The 19,167-nt window shown below is 61.7% G+C and carries 20 protein-coding genes; 13 read left to right on the top strand and 7 right to left on the bottom strand.

The genetic code is table 11. From position 1 onward, the window contains the following. Window positions 1–322 precede the first annotated feature (322 nt). From ABIB73_RS00930 to ABIB73_RS00910, 5 genes are all read right to left on the bottom strand, one after another. Window positions 323–688 carry a hypothetical protein gene (locus ABIB73_RS00930; protein ID WP_354220524.1) on the bottom strand — a complete coding sequence of 122 codons (366 nt, stop codon included), beginning with the start codon at window positions 686–688 and terminating at the stop codon, window positions 323–325. Between the two features lie 121 nt (window positions 689–809). Next, complete coding sequence (locus ABIB73_RS00925; RefSeq protein ID WP_354220522.1) at window positions 810–1,268, bottom strand: hypothetical protein; 459 nt, start codon at window positions 1,266–1,268, stop codon at window positions 810–812. A gap of 21 nt (window positions 1,269–1,289) precedes the next feature. Continuing rightward, window positions 1,290–2,030 (bottom strand): hypothetical protein, encoded by a 741-nt coding sequence (locus ABIB73_RS00920; RefSeq protein WP_354220520.1) that lies wholly within the window; start codon window positions 2,028–2,030, stop codon window positions 1,290–1,292. Window positions 2,031–2,363: 333 nt separating this feature from the next. Continuing rightward, window positions 2,364–3,572 (bottom strand): hypothetical protein, encoded by a 1,209-nt coding sequence (locus ABIB73_RS00915; protein ID WP_354220518.1) that lies wholly within the window; start codon window positions 3,570–3,572, stop codon window positions 2,364–2,366. A gap of 84 nt (window positions 3,573–3,656) precedes the next feature. After that, a complete protein-coding gene (locus ABIB73_RS00910) occupies window positions 3,657–5,378 on the bottom strand; it encodes a hypothetical protein (protein WP_354220516.1) in 1,722 nt (573 codons plus the stop codon). A 409-nt stretch (window positions 5,379–5,787) separates the two neighbouring features. On the opposite strand from ABIB73_RS00910, the gene ABIB73_RS00905 reads away from it, so the two are divergent. Further along, window positions 5,788–6,495, top strand: a complete 708-nt coding sequence (locus tag ABIB73_RS00905; protein WP_354220514.1) for an outer membrane protein — start codon at window positions 5,788–5,790, stop codon at window positions 6,493–6,495. A gap of 48 nt (window positions 6,496–6,543) precedes the next feature. Here the strand turns inward: ABIB73_RS00905 and ABIB73_RS00900 are convergent, their stop codons facing one another. Continuing rightward, window positions 6,544–6,747 (bottom strand): hypothetical protein, encoded by a 204-nt coding sequence (locus tag ABIB73_RS00900; protein ID WP_257194682.1) that lies wholly within the window; start codon window positions 6,745–6,747, stop codon window positions 6,544–6,546. Window positions 6,748–7,079: 332 nt separating this feature from the next. Between ABIB73_RS00900 and ABIB73_RS00895 the strand changes: the two genes are divergently transcribed. From ABIB73_RS00895 to ABIB73_RS00840, 12 genes are all read left to right on the top strand, one after another. Beyond that, a complete protein-coding gene (locus ABIB73_RS00895) occupies window positions 7,080–7,685 on the top strand; it encodes a hypothetical protein (RefSeq protein ID WP_354220512.1) in 606 nt (201 codons plus the stop codon). Window positions 7,686–7,693: 8 nt separating this feature from the next. Next, the gene (locus ABIB73_RS00890) at window positions 7,694–8,230 is read left to right on the top strand and encodes a hypothetical protein (RefSeq protein WP_354220510.1); all 537 of its coding nucleotides are present in this window, start codon (window positions 7,694–7,696) and stop codon (window positions 8,228–8,230) included. A gap of 4 nt (window positions 8,231–8,234) precedes the next feature. Next, complete coding sequence (locus tag ABIB73_RS00885; RefSeq protein WP_257194679.1) at window positions 8,235–9,038, top strand: metallophosphoesterase; 804 nt, start codon at window positions 8,235–8,237, stop codon at window positions 9,036–9,038. Window positions 9,039–9,121: 83 nt separating this feature from the next. Next, on the top strand, window positions 9,122–9,709 hold the full coding sequence (locus ABIB73_RS00880) for a hypothetical protein (RefSeq protein WP_354220508.1): 588 nt from the start codon (window positions 9,122–9,124) through the stop codon (window positions 9,707–9,709). Next, window positions 9,706–11,781 (top strand): AAA family ATPase, encoded by a 2,076-nt coding sequence (locus ABIB73_RS00875; RefSeq protein WP_354220506.1) that lies wholly within the window; start codon window positions 9,706–9,708, stop codon window positions 11,779–11,781. Before ABIB73_RS00880 ends, ABIB73_RS00875 begins: the two co-directional genes overlap by 4 nt. Next, entirely contained in the window at window positions 11,778–12,044 is a 267-nt protein-coding gene (locus ABIB73_RS00870) for a hypothetical protein (protein WP_354220504.1), read from the top strand. Before ABIB73_RS00875 ends, ABIB73_RS00870 begins: the two co-directional genes overlap by 4 nt. Beyond that, on the top strand, window positions 12,045–12,920 hold the full coding sequence (locus ABIB73_RS00865) for a tyrosine-type recombinase/integrase (RefSeq protein WP_354220502.1): 876 nt from the start codon (window positions 12,045–12,047) through the stop codon (window positions 12,918–12,920). 485 nt (window positions 12,921–13,405) lie between these two features. Next, window positions 13,406–13,615, top strand: a complete 210-nt coding sequence (locus ABIB73_RS00860; protein ID WP_354220500.1) for a hypothetical protein — start codon at window positions 13,406–13,408, stop codon at window positions 13,613–13,615. Next, window positions 13,608–14,372 (top strand): hypothetical protein, encoded by a 765-nt coding sequence (locus tag ABIB73_RS00855; protein WP_354220498.1) that lies wholly within the window; start codon window positions 13,608–13,610, stop codon window positions 14,370–14,372. The genes ABIB73_RS00860 and ABIB73_RS00855 overlap by 8 nt, the downstream gene beginning before the upstream one ends. Then, window positions 14,366–16,714: an integrase catalytic domain-containing protein gene (locus ABIB73_RS00850; protein ID WP_354220496.1), complete on the top strand. Its 2,349-nt coding sequence runs from the start codon at window positions 14,366–14,368 to the stop codon at window positions 16,712–16,714. Before ABIB73_RS00855 ends, ABIB73_RS00850 begins: the two co-directional genes overlap by 7 nt. Window positions 16,715–16,727: 13 nt before the next feature. After that, window positions 16,728–17,729, top strand: a complete 1,002-nt coding sequence (locus tag ABIB73_RS00845; protein ID WP_354220494.1) for an ATP-binding protein — start codon at window positions 16,728–16,730, stop codon at window positions 17,727–17,729. A gap of 11 nt (window positions 17,730–17,740) precedes the next feature. Beyond that, window positions 17,741–18,775 (top strand): TniQ family protein, encoded by a 1,035-nt coding sequence (locus tag ABIB73_RS00840; RefSeq protein ID WP_354220492.1) that lies wholly within the window; start codon window positions 17,741–17,743, stop codon window positions 18,773–18,775. Here the strand turns inward: ABIB73_RS00840 and ABIB73_RS00835 are convergent. Beyond that, complete coding sequence (locus ABIB73_RS00835; RefSeq protein WP_354220490.1) at window positions 18,717–19,031, bottom strand: hypothetical protein; 315 nt, start codon at window positions 19,029–19,031, stop codon at window positions 18,717–18,719. The two genes, ABIB73_RS00840 and ABIB73_RS00835, sit on opposite strands and share 59 nt — an antisense overlap. Window positions 19,032–19,167 lie beyond the last annotated feature (136 nt).

The following is a 19,167-nucleotide window of genomic DNA, read 5'->3' as shown; positions in this document are numbered from 1 at the left end:
GCCGGATTCCGCACGGAAATCCGACAAGCGGCCGCGCTTGCCAGCGCAAACCATCTTTGCAAAGCCGTTGCGCGAGAACGAGCGCGTCGCCTCCATGTTCGCGCTCGCTGCGGTGGCTCTGATCGCCGCCGCGTTAGCCGTCAGTCTCTGGCCCGCTGCGGATCCGGACGTAGTCCCACACCAACATGCCAACCTTGCCGCCGACCACCCACCTTTGGAGGGGCATGAGCGCACCTACGCCCATTCGTTCGTGATCGATGAACTCCACAGGAGGTGGCCGTGAGCCGGGCTGCGGCGTTCCCGCCGAGCCTAGCGGGCCACCCTACTTCGGCCTTCTCGTCGCAAGGAAGTGGCAGTGAAACGTATAGGTCACAGTGCCCAGGATATCTTTGTCCGCCGAAGGCTGGACGTTCTCGTCGATCGAGACGTTGAAGTCAGGATTTTGAACCGCGTAGAGTTGACGTTGCTTTTCGCATTCAGTCAACACGGTGTGACCGCTTCCCTTGATGTTGCCGACATCCGTGGATGCCAGAACCGGGAGGGGCTTCTCAGGTTCAGGCCTAACGGCTTCCGAAAAATGCTTGATCGCCACGATCAGTGCGGTGAGCGCAACGATGATAGCGGTCGCGATGCCCAGAAATTTTACGATAGGATTCTTGGGATTGGGGGCGCTTCCTTCGTCAACCATCGAAAGTATCCATAAAAGTAGGACCTTAGAATCGCAAACTCATCATCGGCTTGGAAGTTCATCTCGAACACAGTGCTCTACAAACCAACGACAGGTGCGCGGCTGCCAGACCGTCTCCCGTCTAAGAGCCACAGCGCGGTATCCCCAGTGCGATGGCACTTTCTTCCGACATAGAGCCGACATGGTACGGGCCTTCGTAAATGCTAACGATTGGATCTCCGGCCGATTTCAAATAGCATTTGCCTGTCAGCGCCCGCCTCGAAGTAGCCCCTGGTTGTCCGACCGCCCGCCGGAAGGCCACAACCGAATTGAGGTGCTTTAGCGTGACCGCGATGTCTTCGTCGTGCAGCGATGGAGCGCCGATCCCCTCGATGAGCGAGCGCATCTCTTGGTCGTTCTTTGGCCGCGCGGGCGCAAGTGCGGCGGCCGTCGCTCTCGTCGTGCCATCTAGAGGGACTGAGGCCTGCTTGGCGGCCGATTTCTTGACGGCCTTCTTTGGGGCGGGCCTCTTCGATTTGGATTTCTTCGGCTTGGACTTCTTCGCCTTTCGCTTGGCCTCCATCTTGCGTGTCGAAGCCATCTTTTGCCCCCATCGTTTCGGTCAGCGCACACTGCGCAAGCCGGCTCTCAATTGTTCGTTCAGATGATACGCCTCGGCCAGGTCGGTGAGCGACCGTCCGTCACCGGCCAAAGGACCGAAAGTAAAGACGATCTGGTGCGTACGTTCACGGTTGGCGCTCAAGAAGGTGCCCGATTGGTTCACTGAGCCCGTCGTGAACTTCCAGGTAGGCGTGACATCGCCCGACACCGTTTCCTTGATCGAAACGGTCTGGCTAAGAACGTTCTTCACGCTATAGATCTTCGCCGTCCGGTCCGGGTCGGACGCGACACCTATTTCGACGAGCTGCGCCCTGGATTCGAGCAACGGCTGGATCTTCAGGTCGATGTCGACGAGCGGTGACCCATCCTTATTCCCGGTCGGATTTCGACACGGACGTTCCGGATCGTCCGCCCGGAATACCGTCGGTTGGTACAGCGCTGCCAAGGGGTAGAACACGTTGAACTTGTTCTCGTTGGACGCGACAGCCGAACCGCTGATGCCGCCACCCAGCGTGAATATCGTCGACGCCGGTGAAGCTGGTGCCCATAGTCCGCTCGGATTTACGGTCGAGGTCTCGGAGACGGTGAGGTCGGTTGCGACCTCTACACCCCAGTGCTCAAGAAAGCCCGTGTAGGTTCGTCCGTTTCGCCGCCGGCGGGCGCCGTCCCGATCGTTCCGGATGACGGCAGTGACGGCATAGCTCAACTCGCACACGATGGTGCGAACAAGCGCAATGTTCATGTCTTCTACGTCTCGGGGGCGCGTATTCGGCCAGTCGCGTTGGCTGGGAATGTACGTGCCGCACCCGACCTGCGCGATACATAGGAGAGTACCTATAGATAACCTGAACAACTTCATTGGTGCGCCGCCTTCGGCGAGTCAAAAATATGCGGTACCGTCTACCGGTTCTTCGACGCGCGGCCCGGATGCGAAACACCATCGTCCGCCAAAACCTGGATCGAGCCGGCAGACTTGAAATCGGCGCGAGATTAGCCGGCAAGGGGTGCGGAAGTCTGTCGCCCAACTACAACACCGTAGCAATTTTTGGTTGTACCGCGGCGCGGCACGTCCACCCTAGAAATCGCGCTCCGTTTGCACCCGTCCGATGTCGGTCATCGTGGCGGTCGAAAGCGGCTGGTTTAGACGACCGACCCCGACCCGCAGGTCCTTCACACCGTCGTTCCGGAAGCTCAATTCCGGCACCAATCCGTAGTTCTCGTGCGGCACCCACTCGAACATCGGCGACTTGGTTTCGACGATCTGCCGCCAGTCGGTCAGAGGCGGCCACGTTCGAGCCGAGTATTTGCCGAGCATGACGAATTGTGCCCCGCCCCTCGCGAGCTTGTACTGCTGGCTGGCTAAATCGGAAGCATGGGAGCAAGTACAGATCGCGTGATGGAGATAGTGCATCGACGCCAGCAGAGCCCGTAAGGGCCTGTCGCCCAGGTCGTCATCGTCGACAAGTCCATGCATCAGATCGTTGCGCAGCTTGTTGATCAGCTTCCAGTCCGCCACCCGGCCTTCGTCCGCCTTGTCGAGATCGACATCTCCGGCGACGAAGGCGCGGACGCCGACCAGGGTCGTGCGGTTGCGCACGTATTCGTGCCCACACTTTTCACACGATCCCTTTACCTGCTCCGTGCCGTGCTTTGCGAAGCCGGCGTTGGCCGCAAGCGGCTTTTCCATGACCTCCAACCCGACATATGCCTCTTGGAAGGCCGTGACGTCGTCGGCAACGCCGGCGGCCGACCGGTAGTTGCGCGCGGCCCGACGAAGCCGCTTGCCGCCCTCCATGCCGTCCCAGTGCGCGAGGAGATTCCGCGCGGAGCGCAACTTTGCACCGGCGATCCGTTCGTGCCAGTGGTTGAGCGGAAGCGGCAGCATCTGCATGAATTCGCAATTGTGCCGGCGGCCCGCGTCCAGTCGCGCAACTTGCACTAACTCGCACGGACCGAATGTCGTGTTGGATACCACCGTGATCGCGGAGAGGAAGTCTTCGATGAGCTCCATGCCGGCGCGCCCGGCTAAGAAAAGATCATCGGTCGTCGTGGCTTTGAATTCGACGGCGATGGTCGATCCGCCGAATTCTCGTTGCTTAGCCGGATCGTCGTTCGACGGCTTGACGGCAATGCGACATTCCATTCCCTGAATTGAGAAGCTTTCGACACGGCCATCGCCGACCTCCAACGACAGCGCCTGTTTGGCCAGGACGCGGTATGTTGAGACATCCTGTTGCTTGCCGGGCTTGGCCGTCGCGCTCGCTTTCCTCGACTTCTTAGGCATGTAACCTTCCGCCCGGTCTGGGATCGTGTTCGGCCGGCGAGCGCCTTCGGCGGAGCGCGCGCCGTGTCGGAACGGCATCCGCCGTTAGCCGCAAGCCTCGACCATGGCGTTCGCGAGATCGAACAAGCTGACGGTCTCGATGGTGCGCTCTACGATGATTTTGCGCTGCGCCGGCTCCGTGAGATTTTCGGCGTGAACTGTACATTCGACGACGCCCCGCGCCGCGCCCTCTTTGACGAACGACACGGTGAACTCGAAGATTTCTTCTTCGGTCTGATGCCGCCAGAGTTGACAAGTCAACGCGCCCTTCAGGACCTTGCGTTTCGTCGGCCAGGAATCGTAGAGGAATTCCTCAGGCTTCTGGGGGTCCAGATGGCGAAAGTTGTGAGCTGACAGGCTGCGAATTGACTCCAAATGCGGCGTCACGATGGGATCGACGAGCGTCGATCTCAGAGTTGCGTCGAAGCCCGGCAAGCCCTTTACGGTGTCTTGGAAACGTCTGTACTCGGCCGCTGCGCCCTGGGCCCGCTCCATCAGGCGGCGCGCCGAAGAGAAGCCGCTGGCGGCCTCCATGATGCGCCGATGGTCCGCGGTGACCGACGAAGGCATCCCGCGGAGCGACGACAACGGGATGCCCGCGCGAGCATTCTGCTTCGCAGCCGGCGGCGTGCGAGTCACCTTTTCGACGAAAGCCGGCGGCTGCGGCGGACTCGGCAACCCCAAAGTCCGAGACCCCAAAGTCGCATTTTTCGAAGGAGCAGCGTCGGTCTCGTCGTCGGAGCGATCAGACCGTTGTAGCGCCAGGTGACCGCCCGTCTCGAATTCCACGCGAACATCCTTGGCCGGACGCGATCCGTCATTCGACATCGCCCAGCGCAGCAGGACGAGCGGAGCAGCCTCGTCTCGGCCGACATGCAGGCTCCGCAGCGACTGCCGGCATGTTTCGATCCAGGCGGGGTAGCGCACGTCACGGTAGTTCGCGACGTCGTCGTCCAACGGCGACGAATACTCGATCGTCTTCGTCTCGCCATAGACGTCCGTCGACGTCGACGTCGGAGGCGCCGAGAAGTCGACGCGCAGCGGATGCTTCGCGCGGAGCGCCTCGATCAGCGCGTCCACCTCCGGCTCGGCAAGCGGCGTCGCGACCTTGTCGACGACCTTGACGACGCCGTCCGCGTCGGCGGTCTCGCAGCGGATGGCGATCCTGGGCTCCAGCGACCGGTACATCGCCAGATCCTTCTTGGCCTCCTTGAGCTGCTTCGCTTCAGTCGATTCCGCGGGCGGTCGCCGCCAAGCGGGGTCGATCAGTTGGAACGGCACTCCGAAGTCGGCTGCCGTGCCTGCAGCGCCAGCGTCGTCGGTGAACAGCTTCACTCCGTAGCCAACTGCCTGCCCGGCCAATGTGGAAACGATTCCGACCAGCTTCTCATCCGGCTTGCCGTAGTCCAAGCGGTCCGCCAGCTTGGGATCGGGTCCGACGCTCGTCTGGCGCCGAAGCACGACCCGGGGCCCGGATTCCTGGATGTCTACCTCGATCGCGTCCGATGTCAGCATCGCGCGGATGCGGTTGAAGATGTCGAGGGCGCGATCCCGCGTGCGGCCGTTGCTTTTCTTATGCTTGTCGATCTCGTCGACCACGGGCTTGGTCAACACGATGACGACCAGATCCGCACCCAGTTCGCCCCAAGGCAACTGTTCGATCGGCTTGAATTCGAAAAACAAATTGGTATCGGCGACGAGGTGCAATTCCATAGGTTTTATTACCACCCCGAGGAATTCTTGCACGAGGTAGACGTGCTGAGACACCGACCTCCGACAACTGTTGCAGTTTCATCACGGCGCGATTGCGAAACGATAACCCACTGGCGGCGCTTGTTCCAATTAAGACTTATTCGCAATAACAATGGCACGTGGGCATCTCCCGTTCCGTGTACCCGTTGAAGATGTAGGATTTTTGCTAGTGGGGTGACGATGTCTCGCCGATCGCGAGAATTCGCGGGCATCGCCCTCGGCCTACTCGTCTCCTTTGGCGCAAGCCTAGCCTCCGCCCACCCTCGCGGCGGCGTATGCACAATCACGGGCGCGGAGTTGCTCTGAATATCTCGCGGCGAACGCACGCCGCGGTCAACTCGGCGACAGGATTGGCGGCGTGCAGGCCGGATTCAAATTGTTGCCAAGCCGCTGCCGCCGTGTCGAATACGGTCTGAAGAGGCGAATGATCGAGGCGATGAAGAAGGTCATCCTTGGCATGATCCTGGTGGCGGGCTCCGCGGCCGAGGGACTTTCAGCCGATCTCGGCGTGGTCCGGTCCGGCCAGGCCGTCGACTGGAGCGGTCCCTTCGTCGGCGGCCATTTCGCCTATGGCGTCGGGTCCTCGCAGTACGCTTTCGGCGTCCCGGGACTAGCTCTGTCGTCCGGATCGATCGACCTGACGAACTCCCTCAACGCGTTCAAGGGGACCGGCTCCTACGCTCTCGGACTGGGCGCCGGCTACAACTACGTGCTGCCTTCCCACGTGCTTCTCGGTATCGAAGGCGACCTCACCTTTCCCAATACGATCTCCGGGACAACTTCCGTCGTCGGCGCTCAAGGGCCGGCGGCCCTGAAGGAAACTGTCCTGACATCGGGAACGCTGAGGGCCCGCCTGGGATACGCGTCGGGGCCCTGGTTGTTCTACGCCACGGGCGGCTTCGCATGGAGCTACGACCAGGCGACGCTCGACCCGCTCGACGGCACCCCGGGAGACAAGATCGGTTTCACTCGGCTCGGCTCCGCTTGGGGCGCCGGCGCCGAAGTGGCCCTGTCGGCAAACTGGTCGGCGCGGTTCGAATATCTCTACACGGACTTCGGGACGAAAGAGAAAGCGTTCGCAGGGGCCGCTGCGGAACGCAATGCCCCGATGAGCGCGCAAGGGCCCGGATGAACCACGGGCGCCGCTGGAAGGCCCCTTTCCTCCGACGAGAGAGGCCTCTCACTTCGCCGAGCGGGACCTCACCTTGCGTCCTTTGAGATAAGCGTCGATCGCCTTCTCAGCGAGAATATAGGCCGGCTTGCCGTCCTCGATCGCCGCCGACTTGAGAGCCTTGATGAGGTCCTTGGGCAAATAAAGCAAAATCTGCCGCCTGCCCTCCTCCCCCTCTCGGGCCTCCGACACATCGATCTTGGGCCGCTTCATTCGCCGATCTCCGCAAAGTCAATCGTGGATAGCTGACTATCAAAAGACGCATACCATCGAGACCCGTTCCCGAATAGCCGAAACGGACGATTTTGATGCCTCTGTTCACAGCTTCGTAACACATCGCCTGCTCCTCGCCGCACTGGTTCCATGCCCACGACTGTACTTTTCCGCGTCCCTAGATAGCTAGCTATCTATTGACTCAACGTGGGCGCACAGCTATTTGGCTGTGATCGGATTGGAAATGCGGCGATCAACATGAACGACGACGAAGAGAACGACAGGGCGACGGTACGGATCGCGCAGTTCATCGTCCAAGGAGTTCTTCAGTCATGTGCGTCGATATTCCCGGCCATCCGTCCGACCTCCGCCCCTTCCTGACCGCCAAAAGCCCGACCCCGATTCCGGTCGGCGACGTGGTCCGGCTCGATCTCTTGATTCAGTTGGCCCTCGATCCTGCTGTGACGGCCATCGAGCACGTCGCTTCGGTCACTCTTTGCGGGGTCGCCTACCCGCTGGATCTTTTGCTTGCGACGCGCGGTAACGCTCGGTTGATCCTCGACATCGGACCTCCGCTTCGCGATCTCGACGACGAAGGAACACTTCTGCTTGCGGCCGACGAACTTCGGGCGATGATCGTGCCTCTCTCGTCGGACCAGGTGCAGGCACTACCGAGGTCATCGAACGCCAGGCTGATCTGGGCCTACCGTAAGCGCCTGGTTCCCGCCGATGGCCGAGAGCGGATCTTCGCGGCCATCGAGAACGACGGCGACTGCACCGTTGCCAGTCTGGGCTTTGGTCTCCGCGACTGGGTCTTCGCGCTCGCCTGCGAGGGCGCCGTCACGATCGACATCGACCGCGACCCGATCGTCGACGCCCGCGTTTGTCTTGGCCGGTTTGCCCCGGTCCCGCCACTCCGCTCCCACGCACCGCGCTGAGGTTCCGGATGTGCGAATGGCGTCAGCGGCTCATCGATCGGTTTCCCGAGTTGTTCGACGGCGCCACGGTCGCCGGGCATGTCCCCGGCCTGTCGCTTGTGGATGATGGCTGGCAGCAGATCGTGTGCCGAGCCATCGCCCGGATCTCGACGGCGGTCGGCACATCGCCACTCAAGGTCACGGCGATCTCCAGACGATCCGGAGTGCTGAGGCTAGATTACGACCGTTCCTCGTCGATCGCGCGTCTGCCGGATATCGAGGCCGCGATCCAGTACGCCATCGCGCTGGCGGAGGCCGGTTCGGCGTGCACGTGCGAGCGGTGCGGCCGCGAGGGATGTCTTCACCAAGTCGGCTCGGAACTTGTCACCGCGTGTCTGGCGCATGCGAACGGGGTGAAGGTGCGCGAGGTGCGTGGCTTCGAAAACCTGCATGTCGTGCGGTCGTTCGACGGCAAACGTCAGGGGCCGATCATTCTTGGTCGTTATGACCGGATTACCGACGTCTTCGTCGCGGTCGATCCGCGCTCGCTCCCGGCAAAGGAGTGAGCGCGTGCGCATCTGGACCATGAGCGATCTCCATATCGAAACCGCGAGGGGCTGGGACCTGCCCTCTCCTTCGAAGCGGCCCACCTATGACGTGTTCGTTTGCGCCGGCGATCTCATGCCGGGCTTCGCGCGGGGCGTGAAGTGGTTGGCCGAGCGCATCGACGACCATCCGGTCGTGGTGGTGGCCGGCAATCACGAATTCTTTGGGCGGGACATCGACCGCGAGATCGAGAAGGCCCGCGAGGCCGCCTTCGGCACCAACGTCGTCGTACTTGATGACGAAGCCAAGTTGATCGGCGGCAAAGGCGGCGTCCTCATCGCCGGCGCCGTCGGGTGGACCGACTTCGAACTGTACGGCACGCCGGAGAACTCCATGCTCGCGGCCGCCGCCGGCATGAACGACTACCGTCGGATCCGGACGGATCGCTATGCCCGGCGGCTCCGTCCTCGAGACACGCTCGCCCGCCATCGCAAGACCCGCGAGTTCATCTCGTCGACGTTCGGCGGCCCGAAGACATCGAAACGGCTCCTCGTCACCCATCATCCTCTCCACGCTTTCGGCGGTCGGAGCCGTCCGGCGTCGACCACGGACGAGCAGGATCTCTTGGGCCCGGCCTACGCTTCGCGCTGCCCGGAAGTGTTCGCTCTCGGTCTGGATGCGGCCATCAGCGGGCACACGCACGTCAGCTTCGAGCTGGCGGTCGAGGGCGTGAAGCTCATCGCGAACTGCAAGGGATACGGCCCCTGGGACGCTGTCTCGCGCTGGGAAAACGATGACTTCGATCCCTGCTTCACGTTCGACATCTAGGAGGACGCGATGGACGACGAGATCACCCCCGCGCCGCACGACAACGGCTTCTACTCGACCCAACCTTCGACCGGACATGAGCCATGCGCTTCGACCACAGGATCCGCCCCCGATCTGCCGATTTCGTTTCGCCAAAGGCTTCACGACCGATTCCGCACGCTGGCGGGATCGTCAGGGACGCCTTGCTACAGGCAACGTTGGACCCCGAGATTCTTGAAATCGGCTTCCTCGGGACGGCGGGGACCGAAGCGCGGCCGGTAGATCTTCAAGTCGTCACCTTCCGGACAAATGCCGGCTGGCGGTATCTGGACATCGAGGTCTGCCGGCCGCTGCGGTCGCTCGGGGAAGCCGATGCCTTCGATCGGGAACTTCGGGCACGCGGCCTGGCGCCCTACACATTGACCGGAGCGGATATTCTCAAGGAGCCCCGCTTCTCCACGGCTCGCGCGATCTGGACGTACCGACGCTTTTCGGTCCTGCCGGACATGCGTCACCGGCTGCTCGCGGCCTTGGCGGAGGACGGGCCGATGTCGCTCCATCATCTCTGCACTTTGGTACCCGGACCTCTCGATCCGTTTGCGTCGGTGCTATCGCTCGCATGCCGCAACGAGGTCGAGATCGACATTTCGACGCCGCTAAGCCCGTCGACGACCGTGAGGTCTCGCTCATGACCGGGGGGTTCTCCAAACTGCGGCACGGTATGTTGCCCGCTCCGGAAGACGATCCGGAGGTCACCGACCTGGAGGCAGCGATCGAAGGTCCACCGGATGAAGTTCCCGCTCGCCGTTCCGATCGACCTGACGCGCGGCTGAATGCGAAAAAGGTTCGCGGCGCGATCGTAGCCGAGGCTTTTCGGCGGGCCGCCCCTCCGTCGCTGAGGCGGGCCATTGCGGCGGGACGCCCGGTCGCGAGCGTCGTTCAGGTCCCCTCCTCGGCATGGATGGAGGCAGTCGACGAATATCTAAGCGAGGCTCGCGTCATGACTATCGCACGTGCCGGCTCGAACAAGTCGATCGACGTCAATCACGTCGGAAACGAAGAGGTAGCGAAGTGCCTGGTCGCGGGACGCAGCGTCGTCGGGATATCGACGGATCCGCAGCGTTTCTTGCCGACCACTCTGCTGCTGTCGGCCGACGTCACCGTGAAACTGGTTCCGCTCGACGCCAAGTCGGTCCGCGTCCTTCTCAGAACTCTGCTGCCACTGACGGGACGCATACCGAGCAGAAGCATCGCCGACACGTCAGGTCTCGATCTGAACGATCTGGTTTCCATCTTCAGGAGCGGATCGACGGCTTCCGACGCGCTGGAGCGGCTTGCGACTCTCGCGATGCGCCGGCGGCAGAGCTCGCCCCATGTCGAAGGTGCGCCGATCCTCTCTGACGCGATCGAGTTCGGCGGTGCCGCTCGAATTTTTGGCCTGAACTTCGTGAAGGATGTCCAAGATTGGAGACGAGGATCCATACAGTGGGCGGAAGCGGACCACGGCGCGATTCTGCATTCAGAGCCGGGCCACGGGAAAAATTTTTTCGTAAATTCTCTCGCCTTGGCGGCAGGCACCGGCCTCGTCGTCGCGAAGATCTCAGATTTTTTCGCCGAACGCGAAGGACACTTGGGCGATGTCGTCAAGTCGCTCAAGGCCGTGTTCAGCAAGGCTCGAGCGGAAGCGGCTCGTTTTGGACCGTCGGGGCAGCGCGGATGTCTTTTGGCATTCGACGAATTGGATGAACTGCCTTCTAGAAACCGGCTGTCGCGGCACAACAGCGACTTTTTTTCGGTCGTCGTAGGCGAGATGTTGACGAGTTTGGATTCCGTCATGTCCGACAATGAGAGCAACGTCGGGCTGTGCGTGTTGGGAATGACCAACCGGCTCGACGCCATCGATCCCGCACTCCTGCGTCCCGGGCGCTTCGAACGCACGATCGAGATTCCCCGACCCGACGCGGCAGGCCTGGCCAACGTCCTGCGATATCATCTTCGCGGTACGGCTCTCGAGGGTATGGATCTGTCATCCGCGGCGCGTCTCCTCGAAGGCATCTCCCCGGCCGAAGCGATGGACGTCGTAAGAGCGGCGAGGCGCGCCGCAAGGCGTGCCGGCCGGCCTCTCAACGTCGACGACCTCGTCAGGGAAGGTAGCGGGCCGGCACTTCCCCAGACGGTCTTGCGTCGCATCGCCGTACATGAGGCGGGCCACATGGTCGCCTGCATCGCGACCGGGGGCAAACCTCTCAGCGCCAGGATTCTCAACCGGGGACATATCGGTGGCGACGCCCGCCTGAATTTCGAGGAGAACCATGTGTGGACGCTCGATCGTCTCGAGAACCATATCGTCTTTCTGCTCGGGGGACTCTGTGCAGAAAAGGTGATGCTTGGTTCGGTTTCCACGGGGGCCGGTGGCACTCAGAGGAGCGACATGGCGATCTGCACGTCGCTCCTCGCGGCCGCCTTTACGTCCACGCCCCTGCTCGGCAGGCTCGTCTACCGCTGCGCCGATGGCGAAGCGCTGGCCATGGTCAGTAGAGATGCGGCGCTCGCCAAGCAGGTCGACGATCGACTGAAAATGCTCGAGCGGCGAGCGACCGGGATAGTCATGCGGCACGCGGCCGCCGTCGTCCGGATCGCGGACGCTTTGGTAGCCAGACGTTACGTAAGCGGCGACGAAGCGAAGGATCTCTTCCTGGGCCGAGCGTCCGTCCGCCAACCAGTCGCAGCCGCCGCGAACAATACGCCGAGGAATACCCCATGATCCGCATCCATATCGAACTTCTGCCGGGAGGCTCGACGCAACTTCGGCGCTCCATCGCGAGTGTTCGGATATCCAATCTGAGCGATCTGGCCGACCGATCCGACTACGGCATCGACGTGCTGGAGACCGCCAACCCGCTCGCAGGGACCCCGCCGCGGCTCGCCAGCACCAAGGTGTTCGACCACTACCGACGGCAGTCGATCTGGGCGTTGCTGGCCAAGGTGGTGAATGCCATCGAAAGCGCCGATTTCGTGGAGCTCTGAATGAAGATCCGGTCGCCCACGACGTCGCCATTTGCTCCGGAGAGCTCTGCCTGGTTGGACGGCTTGAGGGATGCGCATGCATCGGCGTCGACGATGGACTGTTATTCACGGGACATTCGGGATCTTGCGGCTGCGCTCGGCTCCGACGAGGTAGGCGCGATCGTGCGGATCGACCAGTCGGTCGTCGACGGCATCGCGGCTACCTGGGCTGCGACCGGGACGGCGCAGTCCACCATCTTTAGACGCTTCTCCGCGTTGCGAAGTTTTGCCCGCTTTCTCAGCCTGGAGCGTTCCTATGACTGCTCGAAGCTGCTGAGCTGCCGCTTCCCGCCGTGCGGCAGGGTCCGCCGCGCGGCCGTCGACGACGACGTCATCGAGATCATGCTCGCGGTGTCGTCGAACGATCGCGACGAGTCATGGACATACGCGCGCGATCACGCTGCGCTTCGCTTGGCTGCATCATCCGGACTCACGACCGCCGAGCTGGTCGGCTTGAATCGAGGCGACTACAATCCGCGACTGTCCACGGTCAGGGTAACGGGCTCCCATCTGAACGGGCGGCCTGGCATCGTTTCGCCGGAGGCCAAGGAGTGGCTGGAGCGGTACCTGCGAGCACAGCCCTTCGAGCTTACGCCGAGCGCACCTTTGTTCGTTACGTCGCGGGGGACCCGCTTCAGCGCGAGATCGCTTCAACTGGCTTGCCGCCGGCTGCGACAGGCGAACGGAGTCAGTCCGGACGCCGTGCCCACGTCATTGCGCAACGCTCTCGCCGCGAACCTGGTCCGCTCGGGCGCGGCGCCCGAATTGGTGGCGAAGACCTTGGGCATCGGCGTCGCTGCGGCGTGGCGCTACTTCGACACGCCGCAGACGCTGTGATGTGCGCGGCGGCACGAATTCAGGAAAAACGCAAGAGTGCAAAATCTGGCGACAAACGCAGAGCCGTCCTGAGAATTTCTAGGAAATGCTCCGAAACGGCCCGAAGAAATCCACGGGATTCATTTCGCTAGGATTCCGGAAGGCCAATGGTATTCAATGAGATACGCCGCAGCGGCGACACCACGGGGACAGCGGAATGATGTAGTCAACGGACTATGCGCGACCGGAGCGGACTCCGGTCGCGCAGGTATCGAAGGATCTCCGGACCACGCCCGCAAAGCCGTTCCGAGAGATCCAAGTCCGCAAATCCCGGACGAAAGTCCGGCATCGCTCGGCAGTAACGACCAAGAAGAACTCTTGGACGACAGGAGAATCGCACGTCCGATTCCAAGTCGCAAGTCCTTCTTGAATCCTTTCCGCCGAACAAGCGTCGCGCTGGGTATCGCTGCGCGACTCCTTCGGCCAAGGCAAGAAAGGTCTGCGACATGGTGCGTTTCGTCCATCACCATCTCTCCCCGATCGTCGAGCGCATCTTCGGTGCCATCGATCGCACGTTCGGACTCCCGACGCGCATCTACTACGACAATTCGCGCGAATTCTGCAGCCTCAGCACTCTGGACTCTTTTGTCCAAGAGCAGGTCGATCTCGTCTGCGCAGACCTGCGCAAACGCCCCGACGAGGACGCCGATGCCTAAGAAGATCGAGCGCGTCTGGACCGCCCTCTGCGACGGCGTCGAGGTCTTCCGCCTCGAAGCCAATGAGGCGACGCGCCGCGTGATCACTGGCCGTCGCAATCACGTAGTCGGCGGTCACTATTCGATGAAGATGAACGGGCACATCGTCCACGAAGGCGGCATCGAAGAGCGCTTCGTCCGGGTCTGCGACTACGTGCTCGGCGTCAAGCGTATCTGGGCACAGCCGGAGACGATCCGGATGAACGTCTGTCCTGAGTTCCCGAACGAGATCTACACGCCCGACTACCTCGTCGAACACGACACCGGCTTCGTCCGCTACGAAATCAAGGAGTGGCGTGAACTTCGTCCACCGCTGCCGACCGTCGGCGACGAAAAGGCGCAGAGGCGCTGGGATGACGCGGTCCTGCTCCACGCGCGTCTCCGTCGCATCCGCGAGGCCTACCGGCGGGCGGGCCTTCCCTTCCGCGTCATCACGGAGCGCGGCATCGGCTTGCGTTGGGGAGACCGCGACGTCGTGGACGAGATCGCGGCCAACGACCGCTGGGACATCGAACCGGAGGAGCTCGACCGGCTCGTTACGGCGCTGAACGACGCCGGCGGCTCCCTGCCCCTGTCGCGTTGCCAGGCCCTCTTCGAGGAGGCGCCGCATCCGCGCGGCGTCGTACTGTCGCGCATCCCGGAGCGCATCGTCTACATCGACCTGTTCGCCTCGATCGGCCCCGAGACGATCGTCCACAAGGGAGCGATCTCATGCTGAAGATTCTCGATGCGAGCGAGGCCGCCGCCTTGTCCACGCCCGTGGACGAGGAACCGCGTCCCACTATCGACTATCTTCTCTTCGATAACCTGACGCCCAACCAGACTGTTCTCATCGACAGCAAACCTCACCAGTTCTTCAAGAAGATGGAGGGCGAAGGCCCCCACCTCCTCATCAACCACCATACCGGCGAGACCGCGCGCTTAACAACGACCCGGCTCATCGAGCTATTCCAGGAGGGGCGCTACTACAACCCTCTCAGGAAGCCGCCTCTGGTCGACGAGAAGAAGGCTATCGACGAAACGCGCGCGTTGATCGGCAAGGTTTACCACACCCTCAACGCCAAGCCGCGCGGACGCGCGGCCGGCATCTGGCGTTACGTCGGCGCGTTCATCAACGAGATGCTCATCGCGCCGGCCGGGAAGCCGTTCTACCAGAACCATGCAAACGCTGAAACGATCATAGAACGGGTCGACGGCACGATCGACCTCGAGAACCGGAAGCGGCCGCAAGGGAAACAGATCAAGAAGCCCAAGAAGACGACGCGAACGGTTCTTCGCTGGGTGGCCGCCGAACTGGTGCACGGCATGCAAGAAGCCACCTTCGTGCACAAGAATGCGATCAAGTCCCGCGAGCAGAAGCTGCCCAAGGAGGTGTTTTCTATCATCTCCGCGACCATCCGTTACCTGGTCGAAATCTCGGCCGAGTTCGGCCCGACCAAGATTCAAATGTTCGCGAACCAGAGGATCGATGGCCGCAACGCGGAGATCCGGATCCGCAACGAAGAGATCAAAAAGCTCATCGAGAACGGCGAACTTTCGGAAAGGCCGTTGCTTGATGAACTTCCGACCGTCGGTTTGACGACGGTACAGGTTCAGTACCGTCGTTTCGACGCGTGGATCAGGCTCGCAAAGGAGCAAGGTGTACAGGCTGCAGATCTTCAGTTCGGCGGCCAAGGAAGTTTCGAGCGTCCGAAACGCATCCTGGACGTTGTCGAGTACGATCACCACCAATTCGATTTCGCGGGCGTCTTGGGCGAGACCCCGCTCGGTCGTGTCTGGTCGAAGGCCGGGATCGACAGGTTCTGGATTTGCCTCGGTTTGGATACCTACAGCGGGTACCCTGTCGGATTCTTTCCGTCGTTCGAACCTGGCGGGCTTTACCCAGCACTGGCCGCGATCGACCACGGGATCAAGGTCAAGACTTACGTCGATAACCGATTTCCGCATATTCGCGGCTCTCTTCTGAGCTACGGCAAGCCAAGAAAGGTCCGGTACGACAACGGGAAGGAGTTCGTTTCGGAACAGATGGCGCTGGCCTTGGCTCGCGTCAGGATCGGGTTCGAGATGGCGGTACCGCACCAGCCGGACACCAAACCCTATGTGGAGCGGTTTTTCGGAACGCTCGAGTCTGATTTCGTGTCGTGGCTTAAGGGGTCGACCGGATCCAGTCCGCAAAAGCGAGGCGCGCGCAAGCCCCTGCTCGACGCGTGCATCACGATCGACGACTTCATCATGCTATTTCATTTGTGGCTGATCGAGGTCTACGCCCGGCGCAAGCAGGAAGGAATGGACTGGGACACTCCGGAAGAGAGGTGGCTCCGAGGTGCGTCGAGCGACTCGAGCCGCCCGCAGCCGCTCACCGTGGACGAAGCGAAGAAGTGGGACTTGATCCCGAGTTTGGAGTTGAAGCTTACCGCGGGCAAGGACGGCATCCTCTGGAACAACCTCGTCTATCAGTCACCGCAAATCCAGGCGATGCGAGCCCGATCGGGCAGCATGGGAATGAGAAAGCGAACGAACACGCCGGTCACGGTGCGCATCCCGCTGGCGAACGTAGGCCGCTGCGTGGTGGTCGATCACACTAGCCGCTTCCCCGGTAACGAACACCTCCCGGAGGAGTTCGTGGTGATGTCGACCGACGAGGAGGCGCACGGCCTCACAAAATTCCAGTGGGAGGCGCTGAGCAAACTGCGCCTCGCAAAGAAACATGCCCCCACGGAGCATCCCTCCCACAAGGTCGGATTCAACCACCTCCTCGAGGAAGCACTGAAAGCTATGGGCGCGGTGCCGACCGGCGAGCGGCCTCCGACGAAAGCCGTGCTCTCGAACGGGTACTATCCCCGTATAGCCGGCGTCCTCGGTCGCGGCGCCGAAGAGCATGCACTCGCCGTCACTGATGAGTTGATCGAGAAGACCGGATTTTTCAAGTCTTCTCCCGAAACGCCGTCAGCCTCTGCTGCCGTCGCAGCTCCGCCCGAAGCGGTCGCTTCCGACCCCCCTCCAGCGCCCCGGAAGAAGCTGCGTTTCGCAGTGGACGCGCCGCTGAACAGGTCCGAGTAAGGACAGGCGCCGCATGCCCATGTCGAATCTTGAAGGCATCCTCAATTCTCCGCTCGTCACAAGCAAGCTCGACGCTATTCGAGGCATCTTTGTCAGACACACAAAAGCGGAAGAAGCGCGGGAGATGTTGCTGTTGTCGCTCTCGTTTGCGAGACGTCTACGCGAAAACTCGAGCACTTATCTAATCGGCTGGTCTCGTTGCGGCAAGAGCGAGATCGTCAAGCGGATGCTCACGGAGCGCACTGGCAGGCCCGTTTCCAAAGAGAAGGTTCAGCTCCTCCAAGGCAACGGAAGGCGCTACCTGTACGTCGATCTCATGGGAGGGTCCACACCGCGGATCTTGGCCCGGAAGATCAACTTCACGATCTTTAACGATCGGCTCGGCATGCGCCTCAGCGAGGAAGAAGGAACAGACGCTCTCATCACCAATCTCAACGAGCACGCGGTCGACGCCGTCATTCTGGACGAGGGACAAAATCTCGCCGAAGACGGCGTAAAGAAGCTGGCACGGTTTATCCTGGCCTTCGAGAATTCCTGCAACGCGCCCCTGTTCGTCGTGGGGCCGCCGTCCCTGATCAAGATGATGGCCAAGGCGGATGCGATGGGCCAAAGGTCGGGCGGCATCAAGATTCTCAAACCCTTCGGGATCGCGAACGACGAACAAAGGGAGGTCCACTCCGCGTTCGTGGCTGCCTTCTCGGAACAGCTTCCCTTTGAATCGAACTGGTTCAAGGAAAATGAAGACGATCATCACATGCTGCGTGCGACTTTCTTCGCCCAGCGCGGGCGGCCCGGACGACACTCGTTGCTGGTGGAGGCGGCCGTACCTCATGCCTTCATGCGCACCGGCGGGGCTGAGCCGAAGGAGCTGACGAAAGAAGACATCGCCGCGGGTTTTGATCGTGTCTTCCTGAGCCAGGAGATCATGCATGGCCGGAACCCGTTTCGTGACGAGGACTACATCAGACTTCCCCCGTTTCCCCTGAACGTGGAACAGGAAGCGACCAGCGAGTAGGCATCGAAACGATGATTCCGAACACGCCGTGGCTCAAGACCGTACGTCAGTTCGACGATGAGGCCATCGCGTCTGTCGCGGTCCGGTTGGCCCCGGTGGGGCGCATCGGCGCGGACAAGCTACTCCGGCTTCATCTCGACATGCGCTGGGAATCGGTCTCGGCGATCGCCGGTAAACCCGAGGCGGTCGCCGAACTGGCGGCCTTGGGTTCGTTCGATCTCCAAAGGCTTTCGATGGGCACTTGGAAAATATTCAAAGACCGCATCGAATTCCTCGGTCGCGAATTGCCTGTGGGTTGGTTCTTGCCAGAGCGTCGTAGGGTCGCCCCCGCTCGTTTGGCAGCGGATGGCAACGATGCGCGCATCAGGAACCTCTGGCTCGTCTCGGCCTTTTCCTGCGACATCGAAAGCGGCGAAGTGCTGCTCGACAGATGCCCGTCATGTATCAACCTGTTAGGCTGGCGAAATCTCACCAACGTGTGGTCCTGCCAGATCTGTGGCTTCGACATGCGGACTGCGACGCCAAAAACCTGCCCGCATGAGACCGTCGCCTCGGCAAGAGCGTTGGCCGACTACATCCTCGACTGCAAGCCCGGCTTGCCGGCACCTCTCGACGACCTGTCGTCGGTGGACATTCTCAAGCTTAGCGGATGGCTGGCCTACTTTAGAGCTATTCCCCAGGAGCTGTTGCTCGGCATCACCGCGAAAAACGCTGCTGCGGGATTCTTGCAACTCAAACGATGGCCAGGTTCCTTCGATGAGGTCGTCTTCGACCTGCTCGGGGCCTCGACCGCTGCCGACTTGACTGCCGGAGACGCAATCTCGCGCCATAAGGGCGCTGCGGGCGTTATGGCCGCCATCGACCGCCTACCCTCGTTCAAGGCCCGCGCTATCCTGACGACGCGTCTTTTGGAACTTCTGGACCTCGGTCACGACTTTACTGAAGCTTTCCGCGACGTAACGGAACCCGTGTTGTCGATCAGGCTCGCTATTTCGGCGACCGACCGTCAACGATCGAGTAAAGCCGCTCGAGCCAAGACCGAGTGAGGTCTAACCCTGCGGGGTTGAACACGTAAACTGTGCCCTCACGCGTCTCCTTCTCCGCAACTAGTCCGATTGTGTGGAGGATCTCCATCGCCTCGCCGATGCGGTTGGCGGAGGTGTCCATGACCAGCAGCAGGTCCCCACGGGAGCAAGGACCTAGGGCCAAGGTCTCGAGGATCTTGCGGGTATTGATGTTGGCGAGGGCCTGGAGCACCCGTGTCAGAAAAAGCTGATTGTTAGGATCGTCAAAGTCGACCATGCCAAACCTCTGTCGGTTAGCACGCCACGACTTCCGAGCGCGCTGCGGCTCCGCGAGACCGCGCTTTTAACCCGACCCCAAAGCGCCCGAAAGTCAACGGAACGGCCATCCGGGAGCTGGGGAAACCCACCTCTTT

Source organism: Bradyrhizobium sp. F1.4.3 (genome assembly GCF_040548375.1).
Classification (GTDB): domain Bacteria; phylum Pseudomonadota; class Alphaproteobacteria; order Rhizobiales; family Xanthobacteraceae; genus Bradyrhizobium.
The sequence above is the reverse complement of the archived record's forward strand: the minus strand, read 5'-3'. Positions and strand labels throughout refer to the sequence as shown.